The following is a 25,977-nucleotide window of genomic DNA, read 5'->3' on the forward strand; positions in this document are numbered from 1 at the left end:
GGTCTGACCTGTTGTTTCCTTTAATCTATATCCATTAATAAACAATTAGCAACACATTTACATCTTAATTACAACTTGGCTCACAAAATCGTCAAATACCCCCTTGCAACAGTTTCAAAAATAAATTTATGAGGTAGCGACAAAAAATTTAAAGTGGCTAAGGCGATAAAAAACACTGATTAGCTTTAAATGCCTAAATTTGCACTGAATCAAATGTAGAAAGAAAATTAACCCTGTGTAACAATCTGAACAGTTAAAGGGTAATTGTTTTTACTCTAAATTATTCAATCTAAGGGGTTATCTCATGTATCAAGACCTGATCCGTGGCGAACTTTCAGAAGCAGCCGATACGTTGGCGCAATTCCTAAACGACGAAGCAAATATTCAGGCAATTGAGCAAGCGGCAGTATTACTGGCTGACTCTTTCAAAGCTGGCGGGAAAGTACTGTCATGTGGTAATGGGGGTTCTCATTGTGATGCGATGCACTTTGCTGAAGAACTCACTGGGCGCTACCGTGAAAACCGCCCTGGCTACCCTGCAATAGCTATCTCTGATGTGAGCCATCTTTCTTGTGTGAGCAACGATTTTGGCTATGAATTTGTCTTCTCTCGTTTTATTGAAGCAGTCGGCAGAGAAGGTGATGTACTGCTGGGGATTTCTACTTCAGGTAACTCAGGTAACATTATTAAAGCTATCAGTGCTGCTCGAGAGAAAGGCATGAAAGTCATCACATTGACCGGCAAAGATGGCGGTAAAATGGCGGGTACGGCTGATATTGAAATTCGTGTACCACATTTTGGTTACGCTGACCGTATTCAGGAAATTCACATTAAAGTGATTCATATCCTGATCCAGCTAATTGAAAAAGAGATGGTTAAGTAATTCTCTGAATTATAGAGGGTCTTGAGATGTGCGAGTTACTTGGCATGAGCGCTAATGTGCCGACAGATATAAATTTTAGCCTGAGTGGTTTGATTTCTCGTGGTGGTCAAACAGGTCCCCATAAAGATGGTTGGGGGATCACTTTTTATGAAGGTTTAGGTTGTCGCACTTTTAAAGATCCTCAACCCAGCTTTTTATCCCCTGTTGCGCGTTTTGTTCAGGAGTATCCGATCAAATCGGAAACGGTGATTGCGCATATACGGCAAGCTAACAGAGGGGATGTAACTTTAGCCAACACTCACCCATTTATCCGCGAACTGTGGGGGCGTAATTGGACTTATGCACATAATGGGCAACTGAAAGGCTATCGCTCGCTGGAGACTGGTTACTATCGGCCAATTGGTGAAACAGACAGTGAAAAAGCTTTTTGTTGGATCTTAAGCCAACTTGCTGCTAAATATCCGAAAAAGCCTGCGAATTGGCCCGCGGTATTCCGTTTTATCGGCCAACTTGCAGAGCAATTGCGTGCTAAAGGCGTGTTCAATATGTTGTTATCGGATGGGCGCTACGTGATGGCCTTTTGTTCAACTAATCTGTATTGGATCACCCGTAAAGCGCCTTTCGGTAAAGCTAAATTGCTCGATCAAGATGTTGAAATTGATTTTCAGAGCTGTACTACACCAACCGATATTGTTTCTGTTATTGCCACGCAGCCACTCACAGGTAATGAAAGCTGGGAAAAGATAGAACCGGGTAGTTTTGTGCTATTTCACCTCGGCCAACGCATACTGTGATCTGAGTCGCAACAACTTATCGGACGTTTCTGGCAAGCTATTAACCGCATATTTCCCAGATGTAACAGAGATTTGCGCAGGCTTGCCTGTATCTTGAAAGTAATCATACGCAGGTTTTAATTGCTGCCAGAAAGCGTAATGGTTCGAATTGCGGTGAAGTAGCATATTTTCTTTGGTCATCTTAAACGGATAAATACTGACATCAATCGTGTTTTGTCCATTTCTAAAGGCGACTTCTACTGTTTGGTAGATCTCGCTCATATATTTATCTGTCATCGCATAACAACCAACAGAAACACAGTCACCGTGGATCATCAAGTAATTGCCTTGATAACCTTGGGCACGGTCGTACTCATTAGGGAACCCTAGATTAATAGATCGGTAATACCGACTATTAGGGTTCAGTTGGCTAGCGGTTATTTGATAAAATCCTTCTGGACTTTTTAGATCACCTTCAACTTTTTTAGGGCCAAGTCCACCTGAAAACTTACAAATAGGATAAGTTTTTGACAGGTTAAATTTTCCATTTGGCGCTTTTTGATAGAGCTCTAAAATGCCTTCTTGCTTAAAAATCTGAATATAAATTGCCGAGTTTGACGAGTTAATTGTCTTCATATTAAGCAAAAATGAAGGGCTATTCGTTTCAGCAACTGCTGATTGTAGGAATAATAACGAAAATCCAACACTAATAAGGATATTTTTGTTCATACCTAAACCAAATGAAATTGAGGGTTTTGCCTAAAAAAAAGACATTCTAGCGGTATTTTAAATGAGCGGATAGTTATTTGATATAGCCAATGAATAGTTTAGTGGTGTATTGGTATTGAATAAAAAATAGACAGCGTTCGATAAATGTGAGTGGATGACTCGGGTATTTCGAGTTATTGCGCAAAAATTTGAAAATTTATTGTGATTTGCTTGAGCTAAGTCACTTGAATATCCGGACATAAGTCGGGGGAACTGGTAAAATTACGAACGGCAGAATAAGAGAATAGCGTCACAATATTGAGAGAATTATTTGCTTGAGTTATGGAAGTAACTTGAGCTGTTTTTATTTACTGAGTCGCTATGGTCCATGCTGGATTATTAGCTTAGGGTTAACTGAGAAACTTGTGCAGATCTTATGATTAAAATTAAAAAAGGCCTCAACCTTCCTATCGCAGGTGAGCCAGCCCAAGTAATAGATGACGGCCCGAAAATTCAACACGTAGCATTGCTAGGTGAGGAATATGTCGGAATGCGTCCTTCTATGCTGGTTAAAGAAGGTGAGCACGTAAAAAAAGGGCAGGTACTTTTTGAAGACAAAAAGAACCCTGGTGTATTATTCACTAGCCCAGCCTGCGGCAAAATTGTTGCTATTCATCGCGGTGAGCGTCGTGTCCTGCAATCTGTTGTTATCGAAATCGATGGTGATGATCAGGAAACTTTCACGAGTTATAAGAGTGATGAACTTGCGAGTCTATCTCGTGAGCAAGTCGAGAAAAATTTAGTTCAATCGGGTTTGTGGACGTCGTTAAGAACACGACCATTTAGCCGTTCACCAGAGCTTGGATCCTCTCCAGCCGCAATTTTTGTGACAGCAATGGATACCAATCCACTGGCGGCCGATCCTCTGATTGTTATTCAATTACAACAGCAAGCCTTTAATGATGGGTTAACTGTTTTAAGTCGCTTAACTGATGGAAAAGTCTACGTTTGCCATGGTGCAGGGGCTTTGGTTAAATCCGAAATCAATGCACAAATTACTTATAGCGAGTTTGCGGGTCCACATCCAGCAGGTCTAGTAGGAACGCATATTCATTTTCTTGAACCTGTAAGTATTAAGAAAAAAGTATGGCATCTTAATTATCAAGATGTGATTGCGATCGGTAAGCTATTTACGACAGGCTACCTATATACTGACCGCGTGGTTGCATTGGCAGGGCCTCAAGTTGAGAAACCTCGTCTCTTGAAAACACGTCTTGGTGCTGATTTGTATGAATTGACAAAAGATCAGCTTAAAGACGGTGAAAACCGAATTATTTCAGGCTCTGTATTTTGGGGAGTGACTTGTGATGATGTTCATCACTACCTTGGTCGTTTCCATAATCAAGTCTCAGTATTACGTGAAGGGCGCGATAAAGAACTGTTTGGCTGGATCATGCCTGGTGTGAATAAATTCACCATCACGCGTACGACGATAGGTCATTTCCTGAAAAATAAACGTTTTAACTTCACTACCACAATGAATGGTGGTGAGCGTTCAATGGTTCCAATTGGTAACTATGAGCGTGTGATGCCTCTTGACATTATGGTCACTCATTTACTGCGTGATCTGCTTGCTGGGGATACCGATTCATCACAAGAACTGGGTTGTCTAGAGCTGGATGAAGAGGATCTGGGACTGTGCACATACGTCTGCCCGGCTAAGTATGAATATGGCCCAGTACTTCGTGATGTATTGGCCAAGATTGAGTTAGAAGGGTAATTCCATGGGTCTGAAGAATTTATTTGAAAAGAATGAGCACCATTTTGAACCCGGTGGAAAGTTAGAAAAACTCTATCCATTGTATGAAGCTGTTGCGACAGTATTCTATACACCGGGAACGGTGACAAAAGGTCGTTCTCACGTTCGTGATACTATCGATCTAAAACGCATGATGATCCTTGTTTGGCTAGCTGTCTTTCCTGCAATGTTTTGGGGAATGTACAACGTAGGTAACCAAGCGATCCCCGCTCTTTACCATTTATACAGCGGTGCTGAGTTACAGCAAGTACTAGCTGGTGATTGGCATTATCGCCTAGCGCAATTTTTAGGGGCGTCATTAACGCCTGACGCGGGGTGGGGCAGCAAAATGCTGCTAGGAGCCGTGTATTTCTTACCTATCTACTTAGTTGTATTCATTGTCGGCGGTTTTTGGGAAGTACTTTTTGCCATGATCCGTGGTCATGAAATCAACGAAGGCTTCTTTATTTCATCTATTTTATTTGCACTGATCGTACCGCCGACTATCCCATTATGGCAGGCTGCACTAGGGATCACATTCGGGGTTGTGATCGCAAAAGAAATTTTTGGTGGAACAGGCCGTAACTTCCTGAACCCTGCATTAGCAGGTCGTGCTTTCCTCTTCTTCGCTTATCCAGCACAAATTTCGGGTGACTTAGTTTGGACAGCTGCGGATGGTTTCTCAGGGGCAACACCACTTTCTCAGTGGGCAACGGGTGGTGAACACGCACTGATGAACACTGTATCAGGCGAGCCAATCACTTGGATGCAGGCATTTTTAGGTAACATGCCTGGTTCTATCGGTGAAGTATCAACACTGATGATTTTCATTGGTGGTGCATTTATCATCTTCTTCCGCATCGCTTCGTGGCGTATCGTCGCAGGTGTGATGGCCGGTATGATCGCGATGTCCTATCTGTTTAACTTTATTGGTTCAGATACTAATCCATTGTTTGCAATGCCTTGGTATTGGCACATGGTATTAGGTGGTTTTGCGTTTGGGATGATCTTCATGGCAACTGACCCTGTATCTGCATCATTTACTGATAAAGGCAAGTGGGCCTATGGTATCTTAATCGGTGTGATGTGTGTACTGATCCGTGTCGCAAACCCTGCGTACCCAGAAGGCATGATGTTAGCCATTCTGTTCGCCAACCTGTTTGCTCCTCTGTTTGACTATCTGGTCGTTCAAGCAAATATTAAACGGAGAAAAGCCCGTGGCTAGTGAAAAACCAACCAATAAAGATAGCGTCGGCAGGACATTCATAGTCGTATTTATTCTATGTCTAGTGTGTTCTATCGTCGTAGCGGGTTCTGCTGTCGGCTTAAAATCTCAGCAGCAAGAACAAATTATGTTAGATACGCAGCGTAATATCTTAAGCGTCGCAGGTCTATTACAACCTAAAATGACACCTGAAGAAGTTCAGAAAGTGTATGGTGAGCGAATCGAACCTAAACTTTTGAATTTCAAAACTAATGAACTTTCTGACAGTAAAAGTCGTTTTGACCTAAACAGTGAATTACGTAGCGAAGAAACCAGTATTGCGCTGTCTCCAGCGGAAGATATTGCCAAAATTCGCCGCCGAGCTAATAGCGCTGAAATTTATCTGGTCAAAGATGATGCAGGTAAAGTATCGCAAGTCATTTTACCTGTTTACGGTTCAGGTTTATGGTCAGTGATGTATGCTTTTGTTGCTGTTGATATCGATGGCGTAACCTCTCGTGGTATCACTTATTACTCACACGGTGAGACTCCTGGTCTTGGTGGTGAAGTCGATAATCCACAATGGAAAGCGCAATGGCCGGGTAAAAAGCTATTTAATGAGCAAGGCGTCCCAGCTATAAAAATTGTTCGTAGCGGTACAACGGATAGCCCTTACGGTATCGATGGTTTATCAGGTGCAACACTAACCTCAAATGGTATTCAACATATGTTTGATTTTTGGTTAGGTGATAACGGCTTTGGTCCGTTCCTGAAAAAAGTTCGTGAAGGAGCGCTGAATAATGGCTGATTCTAAAGAAGTAAAACGCGTTCTATTTGGACCCTTGTTTGATAACAACCCAATTGCGTTACAAATCCTTGGTGTCTGTTCTGCATTAGCAGTAACCACTAAGTTGGAAACAGCGGTCGTGATGACTATTGCGGTAACCTTAGTTACTGCGTTTTCTAACTTTTTTATCTCATTAATTCGTAACTATATTCCAAGCAGTGTGCGGATTATTGTGCAGATGGCAATCATTGCATCTTTGGTTATCGTTGTTGATCAAATATTACGTGCTTATGCGTATGAGATATCGAAACAGCTTTCGGTGTTTGTTGGCCTCATCATTACAAACTGTATTGTAATGGGACGTGCTGAAGCTTATGCGATGAAGGCACCACCCATTGAAAGCTTTATGGATGGTATCGGTAACGGGCTAGGTTATGGGGTGATCCTGATCTTAGTTGGTTTCTTACGTGAGCTGTTTGGGTCAGGTAAGCTATTTGGTATCACCGTTATGGAATCACTACAAAATGGTGGTTGGTACATGCCGAACGGTCTGTTTCTGTTAGCACCTAGTGCATTCTTTATCATCGGTATGCTGATTTGGGGATTACGTACTCTAAAACCAGCTCAGATAGAGAAGGATTAAGTCAATGGAACATTATATTAGCCTATTTGTAAAAGCGATATTTATTGAAAATATGGCGTTGGCATTCTTCCTTGGTATGTGTACGTTTTTGGCGGTATCAAAGAATGTTAAGACTGCGTTTGGTCTAGGTATTGCAGTTACTGTTGTGTTGGGGATCTCAGTACCTGCTAATAACCTTGTTTATAACCTTGTTTTACGCGATGGGGCATTAGTTGAAGGGGTTGATTTATCATTCCTTAACTTTATTACTTTCATCGGTGTTATCGCTGCTCTAGTACAAATTTTGGAAATGATTTTAGATCGTTATTTCCCGTCACTTTATAATGCATTAGGTATCTTCTTGCCGTTGATTACCGTTAACTGTGCAATCTTTGGTGGCGTCTCTTTCATGGCTCAGCGTGACTATAACTTTAGCGAATCTATCGTATATGGGTTTGGTTCAGGTATCGGCTGGATGTTAGCGATTGTGTTGTTAGCGTCAATCCGTGAAAAGATGAAATATTCCGATGTTCCGGCGGGTCTGAAAGGCTTAGGTATTACCTTTGTCACCACTGGATTGATGGCACTGGGCTTTATGTCCTTCTCCGGTGTTCAGCTATAAGGGCGAGAAGAATTCATGGATATTATTATTCTAGGTGTAGTGATGTTTACCTTGATAGTCTTGGCGCTAACAGGGTTGATCCTGTTTGCGAAATCCAAGCTAGTCAATACAGGGAACATTAAAGTTGAAATTAACGGTGATCCTGAAAAAAGCTTTGATGCTCCAGCAGGTGACAAACTGTTAGGGATGTTATCTAACCAAGGTATCTTTGTTTCATCAGCTTGTGGTGGCGGTGGGTCGTGTGGCCAATGCCGAGTAACGATTAAAGAAGGTGGCGGTGATATCCTGCCAACTGAACTTTCTCACATCAATAAACGTGAAGCAAAAGAAGGTTGTCGTTTAGCTTGTCAGGTGAATGTTAAGCAAGACCTAAAAATTGAGTTACCTGAGGAGATTTTTGGTGTTAAAAAGTGGGAATGTGAAGTTATCTCTAATGATAATAAAGCAACTTTCATTAAAGAACTGAAACTAAAAATTCCTGAAGGCGAAGTCGTTCCCTTCCGTGCTGGTGGTTTTATTCAAATAGAATGCCCAGAGCATATAGTAAAATATGCAGACTTCGATGTGCCAGAAGAATACCGTGAGGATTGGGATAAGTTTAATTTATTCCGTTATGTTTCTGAGGTCAAAGAACCTACAGTTCGTGCGTACTCAATGGCTAACTATCCGGAAGAGCATGGTATCATTTTACTCAACGTGCGTATTGCTACGCCACCACCTCGCAACCCAGATGTTCCACCGGGGATTATGTCTTCCTATATCTGGTCTCTGAAACCAGGGGATAAAGTGACAATTTCAGGCCCATTTGGTGAGTTCTTTGCTAAAGAAACTGATGCTGAGATGATCTTTATTGGTGGTGGAGCAGGTATGGCACCTATGCGTTCACATATTTTCGACCAGCTAAGACGTCTACATTCTAAACGTAAAATCAGTTTTTGGTATGGTGCTCGTTCTAAACGTGAGATGTTCTATACAGAAGATTTTGATCAGCTTGCGGCTGAAAACGAAAATTTCACTTGGAATGTTGCACTTTCCGATGCAATGCCGGAAGATAATTGGGATGGTTATACAGGATTCATTCATAATGTTCTGTATGAAAACTACCTGAAAGATCACCCTGCACCTGAAGATTGTGAGTTTTACATGTGCGGGCCTCCAGTGATGAACGCCGCTGTTATCAAGATGCTTAAAGATCTTGGTGTAGAGGATGAAAACATCCTACTGGATGATTTTGGTGGTTGATTCACTGTATATGCTTGAAGTATAAAGAGTATAGTTTGAATTAGTATCAATAAAAGGGGGGAGCAAAATAAAGTTTCCCCTTTGTATTTTTAGTTAAATGCTAATAAATTGGCTTACTCGTTAATTTTTTACAACCTCGACCGGCTGCTGACAAACAGAACTAGTTTGTCAATAGTCTAAGTTCCATAGCTATGGTACTTATGATTGAAGCAGAGAAAAATATGCTGAACAAAAAAGTCATCACACCAGTACTGTTATTTGCCGCGACACTATTCTTGACCGCGTGCGGTGGGCCTGAACAGGCCAATCTACAAGGTCAGACAATGGGAACCTACTATTCCATTAAGTATGTTACTGATTCTTCATCTCCAAGTAGTGAATCGATCCAAGCAGAGATAGATAAGCGGTTGGAAGAAGTGAACGACCAGATGTCGACTTATCGCCCCGATTCTGAATTAAGCCGCTTCAATCAATCAAAAGAGGTTAATGTTCCTTTCCCTGTTTCGGCTGCAACCGCAAAAGTGGTTAAAGAAGCGATACGTATTAATGAATTAACTAATGGTGCATTAGATGTGACAGTAGGGCCTTTAGTTAATTTATGGGGCTTTGGCCCTGAAGGCCGTGTCACGAAAGCACCTTCAGCTGATGAGTTGGAAAAACGCCGTGCTTGGGTTGGAATCGAAAAATTATCTGTACAAGGTAACAATTTGATTAAAACAATTCCTGAGCTATATGTTGATCTATCATCGATCGCTAAGGGATATGGTGTTGATGTGGTTGCCGAATACCTTGAGTCCGTTAAGATTAATGATTATATGGTTGATATTGGCGGTGAAGTGCGTACAAAAGGGAACAATGGTAAAGGTGCTCCGTGGCGTATTGCGATTGAAAAACCAACCACTGATGGTGTAAATCAAACTGCTCAAGAAGTGATTGAACCGGGTGATATGTCAATTGCCACTTCAGGCGATTATCGTAACTACTTTGAGCAAGATGGCGTACGTTTTTCTCATACTATTGATCCAAAAACAGGTATGCCAATTAAACATAATTTAGTGTCTATTACAGTATTGGCACCAACATGCATGAGTGCTGATGGCTTATCGACAGGGCTAAATGTTCTAGGGCCTGAAGAAGGTTTTGCTGTAGCTGAAAAAATGAATGTTCCAGTATTTATGATAGTGAAGACAGAAAAAGGGTTTGAAGAGCGTTATACTAAGGCATTCGAGCCATTTTTGCAGAAGAAGCAGTAACACTAGGAGGATAGGATGCTAAATGTTTTTATTGCAGCGTTTGTCTTGTTCCTTCTGGCATTTCTCGGTATGTCACTAGGGTACATTATTAAACGTAAAAGTATTCAAGGTAGCTGTGGTGGGTTAAGCAGCATTGGTGTTGAAAAAGTTTGTGATTGCCCTGAGCCCTGCGATGCACGTAAAAAGCGTATGGCTCGTGAACAAGCTCGCCAAAAGATGCTGGGAAAAAACCGCATCATCTAATATGTCCAATTACTTTACTATTACCTTAACTGTGATTTATCGCAGTTAAGGTGTTATAAATAAAAAATAATTTATATTCTAGTTTTTTCTTTCTAAATTGAATTTTCTATATTGTTTTTAAAGTCTTCAAGTTTTAATAATTGCATTGAGCATGATTTGTATTTTGAATTAGGAAAGGTAATATACATACGTTTATCATTGCTATTAATCGTAAGAGTTACTCTATTCTTATCCTCTTTAGTTAATGGACAATTAATCCAATTAGCTGGATACCAAATTTCACCGGATGTAGTAAGAATAATTAAACGCCATAATAAAATATCATCTGGGTAACAATAAGTAGACACAACATCATTAAGGATCTCACTCTGTTTAATATTCTCTATAATAATTCCTTGCGGATATTCATCATAATCTCTAGGAGTTATAAGTATTTGAATGTTTTTTAAATCTGTATTCCAAAGGTTTTCAAATGTTAATAGCATTTTTTCTAAATTCATATTACCTCCCTTTATTTAATGTTTTTTATTGTCTTTCAGATTTAAAAAGAATTGCTTATAATTTTTGTTTTTTAATAATTGTTTTTATTTGATTTTTATGGGTTTTTATCCATGCTAATGATCGGGGTAAATGATGATAATTAATTAATGTATATTTTAAAAGAATAAAAATTATTGGTAATTATGAAATAATATCATTAAGGATTAAGGATTAAGGATTAAGGATTAAGGATTAAGGATTAAGGTATATATACTGACTGATAAATGAAAAATATTAAATTTTAATTAGGTAGTAATAATAACTTCTTTATTTCAAGGTTGTGTGTAGGTAAATAAGTTTAAATAATCATTTGTTTTTCAAATTCTTTTATTTTCCTGTGTAATCCAAATTTGTATCAACGGTTTTAGACATCGCTTCAACAGGAGTTGAACATTGGTGATCCCCTGTGTTGTTTACTAACAGAGTGCGAGTTTCATCACTGTTCTCAAAGGTATTAATTTTACCCGAGAGCTTAGCTAAAGCCTTTATAAATTCATCATTGATTGAATAAAAATAGTATGTTTAAAGATGTTGTTTTTTCTAGAGTATAAATAGTATTTGTTTGAATATCTGAATTAGCATTTGGCGATTTATTTCAGAAACTGAAGACGGTTTTTCGGTAGCTGAAAAAATAAATGTTCCAGTATTTATAATGGTGAAAACAGATAAAAGGTTTGAAGAGCATTATACTAAGGCATTCGAGCCATTTTGCAGAAAAAACAGTAATATTAGGGGAATAGGATGCTAAATGTTTTTATTGCAGCGTTTGTCTTGTTCCTTCCTGCATTTCTCGATATGTCACTAGGATACATTATTAAATGTAAAAGTATTCCAGGCAGTTGTGGTGAGTTAAGTGGCATTGGTGTTGAAAAAGTCTGTGATTGCCCTGGGCCTTGTGATGCACGTAAAAAGTGTATGACACGCGAACAGACTCGCCAAAAGATGTTGGAGAAAACCGCATCATATAGAATGGTAATAATCTTCTAATGACCTTAACTGTTACCTATTATAGTTAAGGTTTTTATCATTTTAGTTAAATACTATTTTATTCTGTACATTCTTTTAGAGCATGATTTTGAAGGTGAAGAAGCAGGTGCAACATACATAGTTTGTTCTCTTCCATTGACGCCTATAGTTACTTTCCAGTTGTCACTTTCATCAATCTCACATAACATCATTTCACCACTATCCCATATTTCACTATACTTAGTTACAATTGTTATTCCCCAATAGAATTTATCTGTTGGACCTATAATAAATGATTCAGCATCGAGTAAAACCTGTTCACTCTCTATATTATAAAATGTTTTGACACCTCTAATATCTTCTGAGCCGTGGCTACCTCGTCTTATTGTTAATTCCTTTAATCTCATGGGCCAAAAGTTCTCTATCGTTATACGACCTAGAGATGATTGAGTCATAATTAATTCTCCTATTTTAGACTGATGAAATTATGTTTTAATTAGTTTTATAGAACACGATTTTGATGATGGAAATGCGACATACATAGTTTGTGCATCCCCATTAATACCGATAGTGACCTGGCCATTGTTATCTTTAAAGTCATCGCATTGTAAATGGTTAGACGTAACCCAATGACTTCCTGATTGTGTAATAAAATCAACTGACCAAGAAGTGGCTACCTTATTGTTAAGAGTAAAAAGGTCGGCATCAATAATAATTTGTTTTTGTTGAACGTTATAAAAAGTTTTATGTGAAACTATGAAGAAATTCGCATAACATACATATGTTATTTGTTTAACATCCTCCGTCCAAAAATTTTCAATCGTTAATGATGCTAATGGTTTTACCATATATGTCTCCTTTATTTAATCCAAGAGTAATATGGTGCATCGGCATCGAAATGTAATGTATTTTTTCTATTATTGTCTCATAGATAATGGATAAGGTTTAATTTAGTTATACTTGTCATCCTGCAAGTTGCAGTGCTTTGTGTTGAGGTATGGTGACTACGCTTACTCGCACCAGTCGCATAGTTATCTATATGACTGGTGATTTATTTATTTATCGCCTAATTGCCCTTCGAATTATTTATATAATAGATATTTAAATAATTAAAACTAACTTAGTTAGGCTAGAAGTTGATTTATTTTTTAAATGCTTTTGGTGAATCAACCATCACTGCATCAGCACCAATTTCTTTAGCAAATTGATAGTCTTTCATATTATTGACTCCAAATAAAACGATATGAGCTTCACCGTTTTTTCTAAAGCAATCAATGGCTTCTTTATCCCACGAAAGGGTTGCTGGTGAGCGTGCTTCACCAAGTGTATATTTTTCAATTACTTCAACTTTTCTATGTAATTCAAAACCATACCAGCGTTTTTTCGATGTTCCTTCCGTTGATGTTGAACATTGGTGACTCATTGTATTATTTGCTAACAGTGTGCGGGTTTCATCACGGCTCTCAAAGACATTAATTTTATCGGAGCGCTTTGATAATGCGCTTATAAACTCATCATTGGTTGAATAAAAACGGGTATGTTTAAAAGCATTATTTTTTTCTAATAAGGCATAAATCGCTTCTGCTTGAATGTCTGGATTGGCATCTGGTGATTTTAAATCAATATAAAATTCAGTATCGGGGTACTTTTTAAGAATAGACTCAAGTGTTGAAATATTCGTTTCTTGTAATGGTAATTGTAGATTATTTTTTTTGTTGAATTGATATGCTGCATTGATTTTACTGAGTTGTTCAGCAGGGTAATTGGATATAGCACCTTTTTCATTGGTTAATGCTTCTAATTCGCTTGGTCTATATAAAACAATCTGCTTATCTTTAGATAACTGAACTGTCAGCCAAATAATATCGGCTTGGTTTGTTTTGGCTAATTCAATTGCATAAAGCGTATTTTCTGGAGCATCGGCAGTGCCAGCCCGATGGGCTACGATTTGAGGTGAGTGGGCAAACACAGTGTGGCTAGTAAGAAGAAACAAGCTCAAAACTATTCCTTTTTTCAATGTTGGCATCAATATTTTGATCATATTAGTTACCTATAACAATAATTATCTCAATAAGTTAAATGACTTTCGGTGAACTCTTTTTGTAATACTTTTCTTACCCTTTGTAAGTAGTATTTGAGCTAATTAGGACTAACTTTTCGAAATAGCTGAGTTTGCCAATGATATGTTTCAATTGAATGAACAAAAGCACTTTGTGTGATTATTGACACTGTATCGATAGATTGAATTTTTGTTGAATAATTGCACATTACAATAAAGTACTGTATATTTATTCAGTTGTTCATTTTTTTCGGTGAATTACTGTGCGGAAAATAATTCATATTGATATGGACTGCTTTTATGCAGCAATAGAAATGCGTGATGACCCTAGTTTGCGTAATATCCCTATTGCGGTTGGCGGTAGTGCTGATCGCCGTGGAGTGATCAGTACCGCTAATTATGAGGCGAGGCGCTATGGGGTGCACAGTGCGATGTCTACGGCAGTTGCATTACGGTTATGCCCCCATCTAAAAGTGGTGCCGGGCAGAATGGCTCTCTATAAAGAAACCTCTTTGCATATTCATAAAATTTTTTCTCGCTATACAGACCTCATCGAACCACTCTCATGGGATGAAGCTTATTTAGATGTTAGCGATAGTGAGTATCACCATGGTTCAGCAACATTAATTGCTAAAGCAATTCGACAGCAAATATTTGATGAATTACAGCTCACAGCTTCAGCGGGGATCGCCCCGATTAAGTTTCTCGCCAAAATAGCTTCTGATCTGAATAAACCGAATGGGCAATATGTCATTACACCGCAGAATATGTCTGAATTCGTTCTTTCATTACCACTGAGGAAGATCCCCGGTGTTGGCAAAGTTACGGCACAAAAATTATTAGATATGGGGTTAGAAACCTGTGCAGATGTACAACAGTATGATGTGGTTAGCTTAATAAAGTCGATGGGTAAATTTGGGCAGATATTGTGGGAACGTTGTCACGGTATTGATGAGCGAGCCGTTAATCCTGAAAGATTGCGTAAATCTGTTGGGGTTGAACGTACATTGGCTGAAGATATTCATCACTGGGAAGACTGTCTGCCATTGATTGATAAATTGTATGAAGAGTTGGAGTTGAGATTAATAAAAGTGAAGCCTGATTGTCGTATTGCAAGCCAAGGGGTAAAAATTAAATTTAATGATTTTCAGCAAACCACTCAAGAACATGTTTATCCTATATTAGATAAGCAAGATTTAGTTTTATTAGCTAAGCAAGTTTGGGAGCATCGTCGTGAAAATCGTGGTGTTAGGCTGGTTGGTTTGCACGTTACTTTGCAAAACCCACAGCTAGAAAGGCAATTGTTATTAGCGCTTTAAGTAAGCAAAACACCCGCCTTGTGACGAGTGTTTTGCTGTCTCAGATTATCCTTTAACTGGGATTGCTTTTAAAACAGCAGTTAATAATTTCCAGTATTCACCAACACTTGCGATATGCACACGCTCATCAGGTGAGTGCGCGCCACGTATAGTTGGGCCGATTGAAACCATATCCATATCTGGATAAGGTTTTTTGAATAAACCACACTCTAACCCTGCGTGGATCACCATTACATTCGGTGTTTTACCAAACAGTTTTTGATAGGTTTCACTGACTAAGTGCATGACTGGTGAGTCTGCATCGGGCTGCCAACCTGGGTAGCTACCTTCTGCTTTATAATGAGCTTGTGCAAGTTTACTAATTGATGTCAGCATATTAACTACATAGTTTTTGCCGCTGTCAATTAATGAACGCACTAAGAAGATTATTTCTGCTTGGTTTTCCGTCATCGTTACAACACCTTCATTCAGTGAAGTTTCAACAACACCTTTTGCGACATCACTCATGCGGATCACGCCATTTGGCGCTGCATTTAAGAAAAATACAAAACGTTTTTGACATTCTTCAGTAAGTGCTTTCAGATTTGTTTGAGTTTCTTCTAATAGCAGAACTAAGTTCGGTTCAACTACGGCTAACTCATTTTTTAATATCCCTTCATAGCGCGCTCTGAGTGCCGTTAATTCAGCCACTTTATCTGCTGGAACAGCAATAATGGCATGACCTTCACGAGGGATCGCATTACGAACAGTACCACCAGTAAATTCTAAAAGTTTTAAACCAAGATCTTCTTGGTGCCCTGCAAGGAAACGCGCCAGTAATTTGTTAGCATTACCTAAGCCTAAATGCACATCGCCACCTGAGTGACCACCTTTTAGACCTTTCAACGTCATGATAAAGGTTTTGTAACCTTGTGGGATGGCTTCACGAGTTAAGTCAAAGGTGACCGTGAAATCGACGCCACCAGCACAACCCATGTAGATTTCACCTTCTTCTTCTGAGTCTGTGTTGATCAGGATATCTGCCTGCAACCAACCTGCTTGTAAGCCAAATGCGCCATCCATACCAGTTTCTTCTGTCATGGTTAACAACACTTCAAGTGGACCGTGCTCTACACTGTCATCAGCCAAAACAGCAAGTGCAGATGCCATACCGACACCATTATCAGCACCAAGCGTAGTGCCTTCAGCTGTTACCCATTCACCATTGATATAAGGACGGATTGGATCTTTAGTAAAATCATGAACAGTGTCATTATTTTTTTGCGGAACCATGTCTAAGTGAGCTTGTAAAACAACGGCTTTACGGTTTTCATAACCTTTGGTTGCTGCTTTACGGATCAAAATATTACCAACTTGGTCGCGTTCTACGTGAAAACCTTTTTGTTTTGACCATTCGATAATATGTGTTGCTAGCGCTTCTTCATGATGTGAAGGATGGGGAATTGAGCAAATTTTGGCAAAAATATCCCATAATGGCTGTGGTGACAGTTTAGCGAGTTCAGACACTTTGGATCTCCTAATACGACTTTGGTCATACTCGTCATACTTCAAGTTGCAGCGTTGTTGACTACATTCATTCGCGCTAGTCACCTACTTATGTAGGCTCCCAGCGACTCATTCACTTGTCGCCTAGCTGCATCTTGAATTCTTTAGAGTATACATGTTACGAAATATTGTAAATTGCTGTACTAATTTGAAAAATAATGATTCTGCTTACTGTAATCACCATCATGTTTTTTACAACTTACAATGATTTGTTTTCTTGCAGCTTAGCTGTATCTCAAACCAGACAGAGTATAGTAATTTATTCTGTGAAATTGGTACGGTACAGTTATTCAAGCTATACGGTTGATTATCTCAGCATACACCTTAATGCGATAAATAGTCAGTGTAAATGATATTAATTGATCTCAATTATCCGTTTTTGCTGGTTTTTAGCGAGCCAAATCACTATAATCTCGCGCAACGTTTTTTCCGCAAGACACATTTCAGTTTTACTCAGCTGTCGGGACCCAAATTTTATGAGCGAAAAATATGTCGTAACGTGGGATATGTTGCAAATACATGCCCGTAAACTCGCACAACGTTTATTACCTGTCGAACAATGGACGGGTATCATCGCTGTTAGCCGTGGTGGCCTTGTTCCTGGTGCACTTCTTGCACGTGAACTGGGTATTCGCCATGTTGATACCGTATGCATTTCTAGCTATGACCATGATAACCAACGTGATCTTAACGTGATTAAGCGTGCACCAGGCGATGGTGAAGGCTTTATTGTTATTGATGACCTCGTGGATACTGGCGGTACAGCGAAAGCCATCCGCGATATGTATCCGAAAGCTCACTTTGTGACTATCTTTGCAAAACCAGCAGGCCGCCCATTAGTTGATGACTATGTAGTCGATATTCCTCAAAATACATGGATCGAGCAACCATGGGATATGGGGGTTGTATTTGTTAAACCTCTATGTGAGCAAGAGAAGTAACCATTATTGTTTTGCGTCAGATCTAAATAAAAGGTAACAATTTGCGTTAGGATAGGAATAATCCCCTCTTAAAACATTATTACCTAATAAATTAAAACACAAAACAGTATGATAGGGGAATGCGATGGCATTCCCTTTTTATTTAGCTCAACCAACAGGTTATCTGAATGACTCAACAAAATCTTTCCGAAAAGCTGTTCAAGCCAAAAGTTAGGCAGACCGAAACATCAACTCTCGTTTCATACTCTGCTTATAGTCCGCCGATTGTCAAAAGTCACTCTGCACTAAGTGGTTCGCAACATGCAGGTTGGTACAGAATGATCAACCGTTTAATGTGGATCTGGCGTGGTATTGATGCTTTAGAAATTGAAGAGGTTTTGAGCCGTATTGCCGTTACTGACGCAGAGCGCAGTGATAATAATTTACTTGATACTGTTATTGGTAACAGACGTGGTAACTGGTGCTTTGAATGGTCACATCAAGCAATGCACTGGCAACAGAATGCATTACAGTTTGAAGGGGGGGAACAAGCAAGTCATGCATGGCTCCGCGCAGCGAATTTATACAGTATTGCCGCGTACCCTTTTATTAAAGGCGATGAATTGGCGGATCAAGCGATTGTGCTTGCTTGTAAGGCTTATGACAGTGCAGCTCAATTTTCACGCTATAAGTTAAAGAAAATATCATTTAAAGTTGATGGTAATAAAGAAGTCTGTGGTTTTTTACATATACCATCAACAGGGCAAGGCCCATATCCGACAGTGATGATTTGTGGCACTCTTGATAGTTTACAGACGGATTATTGCCGTTATTTCCGCGAATATTTAGAGCCTCTTGGTATTGCCATGCTGACGTTGGATATGCCATCTATTGGCTATTCAGTCAAATATAAGCTTTCACAGGAAACTAGCGCATTACATGAGCAAGTTGTTAGACAATTAGACACTATCCCTTGGATTGATCATACAAGATTTGGTCTCATTGGATTGCGCTTCGGAGCCAATATAGCCTTAAGATTAGCTTATATGTGCCCTGATAAAATTAAAGCTGTAGCTGTACTGGGGCCTATAGTTCATAGTTTATTACATGAAGACAAATATCAGCGTGATATTCCACGAATGGAGCTCGATGTTTTTGCTAGCCGCTTAGGAATTTATTATGTAGATGGCGCGGCACTCCGTCATGAACTAAGTTGTTATTCATTAAAAAATCAAGGGCTTTTAGGGCGTCGCAGCCAAGTGCCTATGATGTCAGTGCATTGGAAACATGATATTTATAGTCCAAAAGCAGAGTCAGATTTAATTATTCGCTCATCAATGGATAGTCATTTATTGACCCTTCCAGCGAGTCCTGTTTTCGAAAATTATCAACGAGCCCTCAGCGAAACAACGGCCTGGTTAAAAAGTAAAATAGTTTAATTTTATTTAATGACTTGATTATTTTTTAACTTTTGTTAAAAAGGGATCTCTCAACAAGGAGATCCTTACATGGCTTTACCTACAGATTACTCTAACGGGAAGTATTTAAAAAAGTTTGCTGCTTTAGGACCTTATTTACGAGAAAAGCAATGCTTAGAGGGTTGCTATTTTTTCGATAGCCTTGCTGTTTGTGTCAACCCCAATATTGCTCCAGAGAAAAGAGAATTCTGGGGCTGGTGGATGATGTTATCACCAAGTAAAGAGGGATTTGAATACTCATACCACCTTGGGGTATATAATAGTCATGGTAGTTGGCAAGCTAAGCCACTGAAAGACCATGCAGTTACTGACTCTATAGAGCAAAACCTTTTATCCTTTCATCAATCCCTCTCCAAACAACTTTCTGAGCTTGAGCTAACTTTGTTTCCTTCTGCGCAAATGACAGAATTTAAACTGGAATTAAGCGCATAAATTTGTTTTAGACCAACTTTTGTTGAATTTTGCGTTATGCCTGTTGGCATAACGCTCTTCAACTGATAAAAATGATATCTACTTTGTATTTGTTAATCCTAATGGCAGAAAAATGATGAAAAATAGCCAGACACTGGTTGTTAAATTAGGAACCAGTGTGTTGACCGGGGGCTCACGCCGTTTGAATCAGGCTCATATTGTTGAACTAGTTAGGCAATGTGCACAGCAATATGCAAAAGGGCATCGTATTATTATTGTTACCTCTGGCGCGATTGCGGCTGGTCGTGAACACCTTAATTACCCCGAACTCCCCGCAACTATAGCCTCTAAACAGCTGCTGGCAGCGGTAGGGCAAAGTCGTCTTATTCAGTTGTGGGAACGGTTATTCTCTATTTATGGTATTCATATTGGGCAAATGTTACTCACTCGCGCAGATTTGGAAGATAGAGAGCGCTTTTTAAATGCGCGTGACACATTACAAGCACTGTTAGATAACGGCATTGTACCGGTGATCAATGAAAACGATGCTGTAGCAACGGCTGAAATAAAAGTCGGTGACAATGATAATTTATCAGCACTTGCTGCTATTCTTGGCGATGCGGACAAGCTGTTATTGTTAACGGATATTGAGGGGTTATATGACGCAGATCCTCGTAGCAATCCCAATGCAAAATTGATCCCTGAAGTTTATGGCATCAATGATGAGTTACGTGAAATGGCTGGTGGTAGTGTAACAGGATTGGGCACAGGCGGTATGGCGACTAAGTTGCAAGCTGCGGATGTTGCAGGAAGAGCAGGGATTGATGTGGTGATTGCCGCGGGCAATAAACCCGATGTTATTCGTGCTGTTATCGATGATATTCCTGTGGGAACACGTTTCTATGGCCACAAAAATCCGATGGAGAACCGTAAACGTTGGATCTTTGGAGCGCCCGCTGCTGGTGATATTTATATCGATGATGGCGCACAGCTTGCTATTATGGAAAAAGGTAGTTCACTGCTCCCGAAAGGCATTAAGAAGATTGAAGGTGATTTTTCTCGTGGAGCAGTGGTACGTATACGAAATATGGCAGGTAAAGACCTTGCTCATGGTGTAAGTCACTATAACAGTGATGCATTAAGAATGATTGCGGGCCATCATTCACAAGAAATAGGTCGAATACTGGGGTATGAGCATGGGGCTGTGGCAGTCCATCGCGATGATATGATAGTGAGCTAATTATGTTAGAACAAATGGGAAAAGCGGCTCGAGAAGCCTCATGGCAACTTGCTCAATTAAGCACAAAACAAAAAAATGCAGCCTTGGAGCAAATTGCTGATTTACTGGAACAAGAAAGCACGACTATTCTTGAAGCCAACGCGAAAGATATCGAACAGGCGCGTGAAAATGGTATGACGCCTGCACTGCAAGATAGACTGTTACTGACGCAAGAGCGCCTGAAAGGCATTGCCGATGATGTACGTAAAGTATGCCAGTTGGCCGATCCAGTAGGACAAGTTATTGATGGTAGTCAACTGGATAATGGACTAAATTTACAGCGGCGTCGTGTACCTCTTGGGGTGGTTGGTGTTATTTACGAAGCTCGTCCAAATGTTACCGTCGATGTTGCTGCTCTTTGTTTAAAAACAGGCAACGCGGCAATTCTTCGTGGTGGTAAAGAAACTCATAGCACCAATTTGGCAATAACATCCGTCATTCAAAAGGCACTTAAAAACTGCGGTATTTCAGCAGACGCTATCCAAGCGATTAATAACCCAGATCGTGAACTCGTGGCTCAGTTATTAAAATTAGACCGCTATGTAGATATGTTAATTCCCCGCGGTGGTGCTGGGCTACACAAGCTGTGCCGTGAACAATCAACTATTCCAGTGATCACTGGCGGTATTGGTGTTTGTCATACTTTTGTTGATCAATCTGTGGATTTTGATAAAGCAATTAGTGTGTTAATTAATGCTAAAGTTCAAAGGCCAAGCGCATGCAACTCACTTGAAACCGTTTTAGTGCATGAAAAAATTGCCTCAGAGTTCCTGCCTGTACTAAGCAAAAAAATGGCAGAACAAAAGGTGACTTTGCATGCCAGTGTACAAGCGATGCCATATTTAAAAAATGGCTCAGCTAAAGTGGTTGAAGTCTTACCTGAAAATTTAGTAGATGAATGGTTATCTCTTGATCTGAATGTTGAAGTGGTTTCAGATATCGATGCTGCTATCGACCATATTCGTACTTATGGTACTGCTCATTCAGATGCCATTTTAACTGAGTCTATCAGTCAGGCGGACTACTTTGTTCAACGTGTTGATTCAGCTGCTGTTTATGTCAATGCTAGCACAAGGTTTACTGATGGTGGGCAGTTTGGGCTTGGTGCTGAAGTTGCGGTCAGTACACAGAAATTACATTCACGAGGCCCAATGGGGTTAGACGCACTTACAACTTATAAGTGGATTGGTTATGGTGATTTTCTTAGTCGTACATAATACTTAAAATAATAATGATTGAGCCACACAGCAAGTGTGGCTTTGTTTTTTATAATTCTTTGTCGTTTTTTAACACTGAGCAATAGAATTTATAATAAGTGGCGCAAATACCATAATAATCATGACGATGGGATGAATACTAATGTTTTACATTATCGGTCCAAGAGGTTCAGGGAAAACAACAATCGGCAAACAACTAGCTGAACAAAAATCGTATCAATTTATCGATACTGATAAATTAATTGTTGAACGTGCAGGTACTAGCATTGCACAAATTGTAGAGCAACATGGTTGGGATTATTTCCGTCGCTTAGAAAGCGAAGTACTAAAATCAATTTCTCTGCCTAATGCAATAGTTTCGACTGGCGGAGGGATCATTTTGTCAGAAGAAAACCAACGTGTGATGCGTGATAACGGTACAGTCGTTTATTTGAGCGCTAAACCTGAGATCCTCGCAGCTCGATTAGCCGCAGAGCCACAGGCAGATCAGCGGCCAAGTCTAACGGGTAAATCGATGTTAGAAGAAATTGCAGAGGTAATGTCACAACGAGAACCTCTTTATCGGGCAACGGCACATCATGTTGTTGATGCGGGGTTACCTATTGCGACAATAATTAGTCAATTAACTCATTTGGCGTAAGTATTGCCGTATTTTGGCTATTTTAGGAATAAACTACTTAGCAGGTTTTTGATTTTCACGACATAATTATCGATTGGAATGATAAAAGAAACGACAATATAGGGATCTATTATGCTGGCAAATGTGCTTAAAGCAGTACTTCGGTTTTTATTTCGAGTTCGTTTGGTTGGAGATGAAAAAGAGCTCTATCAAGAAAAATGTTTGATCACACCTAATCATGTTTCATTTATGGATGGGGTATTAATCGCGCTTTTTTTACCAATTAAACCTGTGGTTGCCGTTTATTCTACATTCGCGACACCAAGAATGATTAAACTGCTTAAGCCATATGTTGACATTGTTGCCTTAGATCCTGCTAATCCATTAGGGATCCGCCAGTTGGTCAAAGAGGTTGAGAAAGGCCGTCCAATCGTCATTTTTCCTGAAGGTCGAATTTCTGTACATGGCTCTTTGATGAAGATTTATGATGGTGCTGCATTTGTGGCAGCAAAATCAGGGGCTAAAGTCGTTCCTATCCGCATTGAAGGGGCTGAGCGTAGCCACTTTAGTCGTCTAAAAGGGATCATTCCATTGAAATGGTTCCCAACCATCACACTGCATATTTTACCGGCTGAAACGATCCCTATGCCAGAAGCACCTAAAGCGGTGGAACGTCGTCGTTTAGCAGGTATACATCTATACAATATTATGAAATCTGCGCGTATGGCTTGCCGCCCTCAAGTGACATTGGTTGAAGAATTTCTCAACAGTGTAAAAAGGTTTGGTAGACGCGCACCCTGCATTGAAGATATCAATTTTAAAGAAGATAACTATCAAGGATTACTAAAGAAATCATTGGGTGTTGGGCGGATCATTGAGCGCTATACCCATGAAAATGAGCGCATTGGTTTATTACTCCCTAATACGACCGTAACTGCCGCTGCTATTTTTGGTGCATTAATGCGTGGACGTGTGCCCGCAATGTTAAACTACACTGCTGGTAGTCATGGTATCAGTAATGCATTGAAAGCTTCTCAAGCTAAAGTGGTTTTTACATCCCGTCAATTCCTTGAAAAAGGTAATTTGACACACATTCCAGAGCAGGTCACAGAAGCAAATTGGATTTATCTTGAGGATCTAAAAGACACTGTTACCCTAAAAGATAAGCTCTGGATCGTAAAACATCTTTTCATGCCAACTAAAGCAGTTTTACCACGCAAAGCAGAAGATGAAGCTATCGTCTTATTTACATCTGGCTCTGAAGGAACACCAAAAGGTGTTGTGCACAGTCACGCTAGCTTGATGGCTAACGTGGAACAAATCAAAACAATTGCTGATTTTACACCTCGCGATCGTTTTATGTCATCATTACCGTTATTCCATGCATTTGGGTTAACTGTAGGTTTATTAATCCCTGTATTTTCAGGTAGCCGGGTCTTCTTATACCCAAGTCCACTTCATTACCGAATCATTCCAGAACTGGTTTATGACAAAAACTGTACTGTACTATTTGGTACATCAACCTTTTTAGCTAATTATGCACGCTTTGCTCATCAGTACGATTTTGCAAGGTTACGTTATGTCGTTGCTGGCGCAGAAAAATTATCAGACAGCACTAAAAAGATCTGGTTTGATAAATTCGGGATCCGTATTTTAGAAGGTTATGGTGTAACTGAATGCGCCCCAATTGTTTCAATCAATGTCCCTATGGCATCGAAAGAAGGCACTGTAGGGCAAATACTGCCTCAAATGGAATCACGAATTATCCCTATTTCAGGAATTGATAATGGGGGCAAGCTGCAATTAAAAGGCCCTAATATAATGAAGGGTTATTTACGTGTAGAAGCGCCAGGTATGCTGGAACTACCTTCAGCTGAAAACCTACAGGGTGAAAAAGAAGAAGGTTGGTATGATACTGGTGATATCGTTGCTCTTGATGAACTGAATTATTGTACGATCAAAGGCCGTGTGAAACGGTTTGCTAAACTTGCAGGTGAAATGGTTTCTCTTGAAAGTATCGAGCAAATGGTCTTTAGCTTATCCCCTAGTGCACACCATGCCGTGGTCACTAAGCCTGACAGTAGCAAAGGTGAAGCTCTGGTGTTGTTTACGACTGATAAAGATCTTGATAGAAGCGCACTTTCCGCGGCAGCAAAAGGAAAAGGCTTAACTGAATTGGCAGTGCCAAGAGATATTCGTATTGTTAAAGAATTACCGGTGCTGGGTTCAGGTAAAACAGACTTTGTGACACTAAAACAAATGGCGTTAGAGGGTTAATAATATGCAAAATGCCAACGCGCCATTAATGAGTCGAGGAATGAAGGCAGTATTGGCCTCCCAATTCCTTTCTGCTTTTGCTGATAATGCCTTATTGTTTGCCATTTTAGCTCAGTTAAAAGCAGAGTTTTACCCTGAATGGAGTCATCCAGTACTGCAAATGGTATTCGTGTTTACGTATATCGTATTGGCTCCTTTTGTTGGGCAAGTTGCTGACCGTTTTTCGAAAGGGCGGGTGATGCTATTTTCAAACTTATTTAAGTTTGTAGGGGCACTTGGTATTTGCTTAGGGCTTAATCCATTCTTATGCTATGGGCTTGTTGGTATTGGCGCGGCTGCATATTCACCGGCTAAATATGGTATTCTGGGTGAGCTCACCAGTGGTGATAATCTGGTTAAAGCCAATGGCGTGATGGAAGCTTCAACAATTGCTGCGATCCTAATTGGTTCTGTGGTGGGGGGGATCCTTTCTGATATCCATTTAATGTTAGCGCTTGGCACATGTGCGGTACTCTATGGATTAGCAGTGATCGCTAACATTTATATTCCCCACTTAGTGGCCGCGCGTCCTGGTAAAGGCTGGCATTTTAAAAAGCTATTTGTCGATTTTTGGGATGCTTGCCGTACATTATGGTCAAACCAAGAAAGCCGTTTTTCATTAGTTGGCACCAGTATGTTCTGGGGCGCAGGTGTGACACTGCGTTTTTTACTGGTTGCATGGGTGCCTGTAGCGTTAGGGTTGCAGGATAATGCAACGCCGACTTACTTGAATGCTGCGGTTGCAGTTGGGATTGTGGTAGGTGCTGGGTTAGCCGCGAAATTTATTACATTAAAAACGGTATCTCGCTGTATTCCTGCAGGGATTGTGATAGGCGTTATGGTGGTATTACTTGCACTGCAAACAAACATTTTTCCATCCTATGTGATTTTAGCCATTTTAGGTATTTTCGGTGGTCTGTTTGTTGTCCCCCTAAATGCATTATTGCAAGAAAAAGGCAAAGAAACTGTCGGTGCAGGTAACGCAATAGCAGTACAAAACCTAGGTGAAAATAGCGCTATGCTAATTATGCTAGGGCTTTATTCCTTGGCGATGAAAGTAGGGCTGTCGGTAGTCAGTGTAGGAGTTGGTTTTGGTACTGTTTTTGCTGTGGCGATTGCAGGGTTGTGGATTTGGGATCGCACTCGCAAAAAGTCATAATACAAAGGTAAACA

At 40.0% G+C, this 25,977-nt stretch carries 26 protein-coding genes; 20 read left to right on the forward strand and 6 right to left on the reverse strand.

What is annotated here, in order from left to right; translation table 11 throughout:
• The first annotated feature begins 304 nt into the window (after positions 1 to 304).
• The gene (gene lpcA, locus AC3Z9T_RS20065) at positions 305 to 883 is read left to right on the forward strand and encodes a D-sedoheptulose 7-phosphate isomerase (protein ID WP_490127856.1); all 579 of its coding nucleotides are present in this window, start codon (positions 305 to 307) and stop codon (positions 881 to 883) included.
• 26 nt (positions 884 to 909) lie between these two features.
• Positions 910 to 1,677, forward strand: a complete 768-nt coding sequence (locus AC3Z9T_RS20070; protein WP_490127857.1) for a class II glutamine amidotransferase — start codon at positions 910 to 912, stop codon at positions 1,675 to 1,677.
• On the opposite strand, the gene AC3Z9T_RS20075 is transcribed toward AC3Z9T_RS20070, so the two are convergent.
• A complete protein-coding gene (locus AC3Z9T_RS20075) occupies positions 1,648 to 2,385 on the reverse strand; it encodes a L,D-transpeptidase family protein (RefSeq protein ID WP_490127858.1) in 738 nt (245 codons plus the stop codon). The two genes, AC3Z9T_RS20070 and AC3Z9T_RS20075, sit on opposite strands and share 30 nt — an antisense overlap.
• A gap of 415 nt (positions 2,386 to 2,800) precedes the next feature.
• On the opposite strand from AC3Z9T_RS20075, the gene AC3Z9T_RS20080 reads away from it, so the two are divergent.
• The 8 genes from AC3Z9T_RS20080 to nqrM (AC3Z9T_RS20115) all read left to right on the forward strand — a co-directional run bounded on the left by AC3Z9T_RS20080 (position 2,801) and on the right by nqrM (AC3Z9T_RS20115) (position 10,135).
• On the forward strand, positions 2,801 to 4,144 hold the full coding sequence (locus AC3Z9T_RS20080) for a Na(+)-translocating NADH-quinone reductase subunit A (protein WP_490127859.1): 1,344 nt from the start codon (positions 2,801 to 2,803) through the stop codon (positions 4,142 to 4,144).
• 4 nt (positions 4,145 to 4,148) lie between these two features.
• A complete protein-coding gene (locus tag AC3Z9T_RS20085) occupies positions 4,149 to 5,387 on the forward strand; it encodes an NADH:ubiquinone reductase (Na(+)-transporting) subunit B (protein WP_490127860.1) in 1,239 nt (412 codons plus the stop codon).
• Positions 5,380 to 6,174: a Na(+)-translocating NADH-quinone reductase subunit C gene (locus tag AC3Z9T_RS20090; RefSeq protein ID WP_490127861.1), complete on the forward strand. Its 795-nt coding sequence runs from the start codon at positions 5,380 to 5,382 to the stop codon at positions 6,172 to 6,174. Before AC3Z9T_RS20085 ends, AC3Z9T_RS20090 begins: the two co-directional genes overlap by 8 nt.
• Positions 6,167 to 6,796, forward strand: coding sequence for an NADH:ubiquinone reductase (Na(+)-transporting) subunit D (locus AC3Z9T_RS20095; protein ID WP_490127862.1), 630 nt, complete (start codon positions 6,167 to 6,169; stop codon positions 6,794 to 6,796). The genes AC3Z9T_RS20090 and AC3Z9T_RS20095 overlap by 8 nt, the downstream gene beginning before the upstream one ends.
• A gap of 4 nt (positions 6,797 to 6,800) precedes the next feature.
• Positions 6,801 to 7,397 carry an NADH:ubiquinone reductase (Na(+)-transporting) subunit E gene (gene nqrE / locus AC3Z9T_RS20100; protein ID WP_154623958.1) on the forward strand — a complete coding sequence of 199 codons (597 nt, stop codon included), beginning with the start codon at positions 6,801 to 6,803 and terminating at the stop codon, positions 7,395 to 7,397.
• Between the two features lie 15 nt (positions 7,398 to 7,412).
• Positions 7,413 to 8,639, forward strand: a complete 1,227-nt coding sequence (nqrF, locus tag AC3Z9T_RS20105) for an NADH:ubiquinone reductase (Na(+)-transporting) subunit F (RefSeq protein ID WP_490127863.1) — start codon at positions 7,413 to 7,415, stop codon at positions 8,637 to 8,639.
• A 221-nt stretch (positions 8,640 to 8,860) separates the two neighbouring features.
• Entirely contained in the window at positions 8,861 to 9,892 is a 1,032-nt protein-coding gene (locus AC3Z9T_RS20110; protein ID WP_490127864.1) for an FAD:protein FMN transferase, read from the forward strand.
• Between the two features lie 15 nt (positions 9,893 to 9,907).
• Positions 9,908 to 10,135, forward strand: coding sequence for a (Na+)-NQR maturation NqrM (nqrM, locus tag AC3Z9T_RS20115; protein ID WP_490127865.1), 228 nt, complete (start codon positions 9,908 to 9,910; stop codon positions 10,133 to 10,135).
• Between the two features lie 92 nt (positions 10,136 to 10,227).
• Here nqrM (AC3Z9T_RS20115) and AC3Z9T_RS20120 read toward each other — a convergent pair whose 3' ends face one another.
• Positions 10,228 to 10,635 (reverse strand): hypothetical protein, encoded by a 408-nt coding sequence (locus AC3Z9T_RS20120; RefSeq protein WP_490127866.1) that lies wholly within the window; start codon positions 10,633 to 10,635, stop codon positions 10,228 to 10,230.
• 781 nt (positions 10,636 to 11,416) lie between these two features.
• On the opposite strand from AC3Z9T_RS20120, the gene nqrM (AC3Z9T_RS20125) reads away from it, so the two are divergent.
• Positions 11,417 to 11,662 (forward strand): (Na+)-NQR maturation NqrM, encoded by a 246-nt coding sequence (nqrM, locus tag AC3Z9T_RS20125; protein WP_490127867.1) that lies wholly within the window; start codon positions 11,417 to 11,419, stop codon positions 11,660 to 11,662.
• Positions 11,663 to 11,715: 53 nt separating this feature from the next.
• Here the strand turns inward: nqrM (AC3Z9T_RS20125) and AC3Z9T_RS20130 are convergent, their stop codons facing one another.
• From AC3Z9T_RS20130 to AC3Z9T_RS20140, 3 genes are all read right to left on the reverse strand, one after another.
• Positions 11,716 to 12,096, reverse strand: coding sequence for a hypothetical protein (locus tag AC3Z9T_RS20130; protein ID WP_490127868.1), 381 nt, complete (start codon positions 12,094 to 12,096; stop codon positions 11,716 to 11,718).
• Positions 12,097 to 12,126: 30 nt separating this feature from the next.
• On the reverse strand, positions 12,127 to 12,489 hold the full coding sequence (locus AC3Z9T_RS20135; protein WP_490127869.1) for a hypothetical protein: 363 nt from the start codon (positions 12,487 to 12,489) through the stop codon (positions 12,127 to 12,129).
• A 293-nt stretch (positions 12,490 to 12,782) separates the two neighbouring features.
• Positions 12,783 to 13,682 carry a glycerophosphodiester phosphodiesterase family protein gene (locus AC3Z9T_RS20140; RefSeq protein WP_490127870.1) on the reverse strand — a complete coding sequence of 300 codons (900 nt, stop codon included), beginning with the start codon at positions 13,680 to 13,682 and terminating at the stop codon, positions 12,783 to 12,785.
• A gap of 281 nt (positions 13,683 to 13,963) precedes the next feature.
• Between AC3Z9T_RS20140 and dinB the strand changes: the two genes are divergently transcribed.
• The gene (gene dinB, locus AC3Z9T_RS20145) at positions 13,964 to 15,019 is read left to right on the forward strand and encodes a DNA polymerase IV (protein WP_490127871.1); all 1,056 of its coding nucleotides are present in this window, start codon (positions 13,964 to 13,966) and stop codon (positions 15,017 to 15,019) included.
• A gap of 45 nt (positions 15,020 to 15,064) precedes the next feature.
• Here dinB and pepD read toward each other — a convergent pair whose 3' ends face one another.
• A complete protein-coding gene (gene pepD, locus AC3Z9T_RS20150) occupies positions 15,065 to 16,525 on the reverse strand; it encodes a beta-Ala-His dipeptidase (protein WP_490127872.1) in 1,461 nt (486 codons plus the stop codon).
• A 515-nt stretch (positions 16,526 to 17,040) separates the two neighbouring features.
• Here pepD and gpt point away from each other — a divergent pair.
• The 8 genes from gpt to lplT all read left to right on the forward strand — a co-directional run bounded on the left by gpt (position 17,041) and on the right by lplT (position 25,963).
• Positions 17,041 to 17,505 carry a xanthine phosphoribosyltransferase gene (gene gpt, locus AC3Z9T_RS20155; protein WP_283126797.1) on the forward strand — a complete coding sequence of 155 codons (465 nt, stop codon included), beginning with the start codon at positions 17,041 to 17,043 and terminating at the stop codon, positions 17,503 to 17,505.
• Between the two features lie 167 nt (positions 17,506 to 17,672).
• Positions 17,673 to 18,923 (forward strand): esterase FrsA, encoded by a 1,251-nt coding sequence (gene frsA, locus AC3Z9T_RS20160; protein WP_490127873.1) that lies wholly within the window; start codon positions 17,673 to 17,675, stop codon positions 18,921 to 18,923.
• A 69-nt stretch (positions 18,924 to 18,992) separates the two neighbouring features.
• Positions 18,993 to 19,394, forward strand: a complete 402-nt coding sequence (crl, locus tag AC3Z9T_RS20165; RefSeq protein WP_490127874.1) for a sigma factor-binding protein Crl — start codon at positions 18,993 to 18,995, stop codon at positions 19,392 to 19,394.
• A gap of 115 nt (positions 19,395 to 19,509) precedes the next feature.
• A complete protein-coding gene (gene proB, locus AC3Z9T_RS20170) occupies positions 19,510 to 20,613 on the forward strand; it encodes a glutamate 5-kinase (RefSeq protein ID WP_490127896.1) in 1,104 nt (367 codons plus the stop codon).
• 2 nt (positions 20,614 to 20,615) lie between these two features.
• The gene (proA, locus tag AC3Z9T_RS20175; RefSeq protein WP_490127875.1) at positions 20,616 to 21,869 is read left to right on the forward strand and encodes a glutamate-5-semialdehyde dehydrogenase; all 1,254 of its coding nucleotides are present in this window, start codon (positions 20,616 to 20,618) and stop codon (positions 21,867 to 21,869) included.
• 142 nt (positions 21,870 to 22,011) lie between these two features.
• Positions 22,012 to 22,509, forward strand: coding sequence for a shikimate kinase AroL (gene aroL, locus AC3Z9T_RS20180; RefSeq protein ID WP_490127876.1), 498 nt, complete (start codon positions 22,012 to 22,014; stop codon positions 22,507 to 22,509).
• 111 nt (positions 22,510 to 22,620) lie between these two features.
• Positions 22,621 to 24,765: a bifunctional acyl-ACP--phospholipid O-acyltransferase/long-chain-fatty-acid--ACP ligase gene (gene aas, locus AC3Z9T_RS20185; RefSeq protein WP_490127877.1), complete on the forward strand. Its 2,145-nt coding sequence runs from the start codon at positions 22,621 to 22,623 to the stop codon at positions 24,763 to 24,765.
• 4 nt (positions 24,766 to 24,769) lie between these two features.
• On the forward strand, positions 24,770 to 25,963 hold the full coding sequence (gene lplT, locus AC3Z9T_RS20190) for a lysophospholipid transporter LplT (protein ID WP_490127878.1): 1,194 nt from the start codon (positions 24,770 to 24,772) through the stop codon (positions 25,961 to 25,963).
• Positions 25,964 to 25,977: the final 14 nt, after the last annotated feature.

This window comes from Providencia sp. 6390 (genome assembly GCF_058148425.1).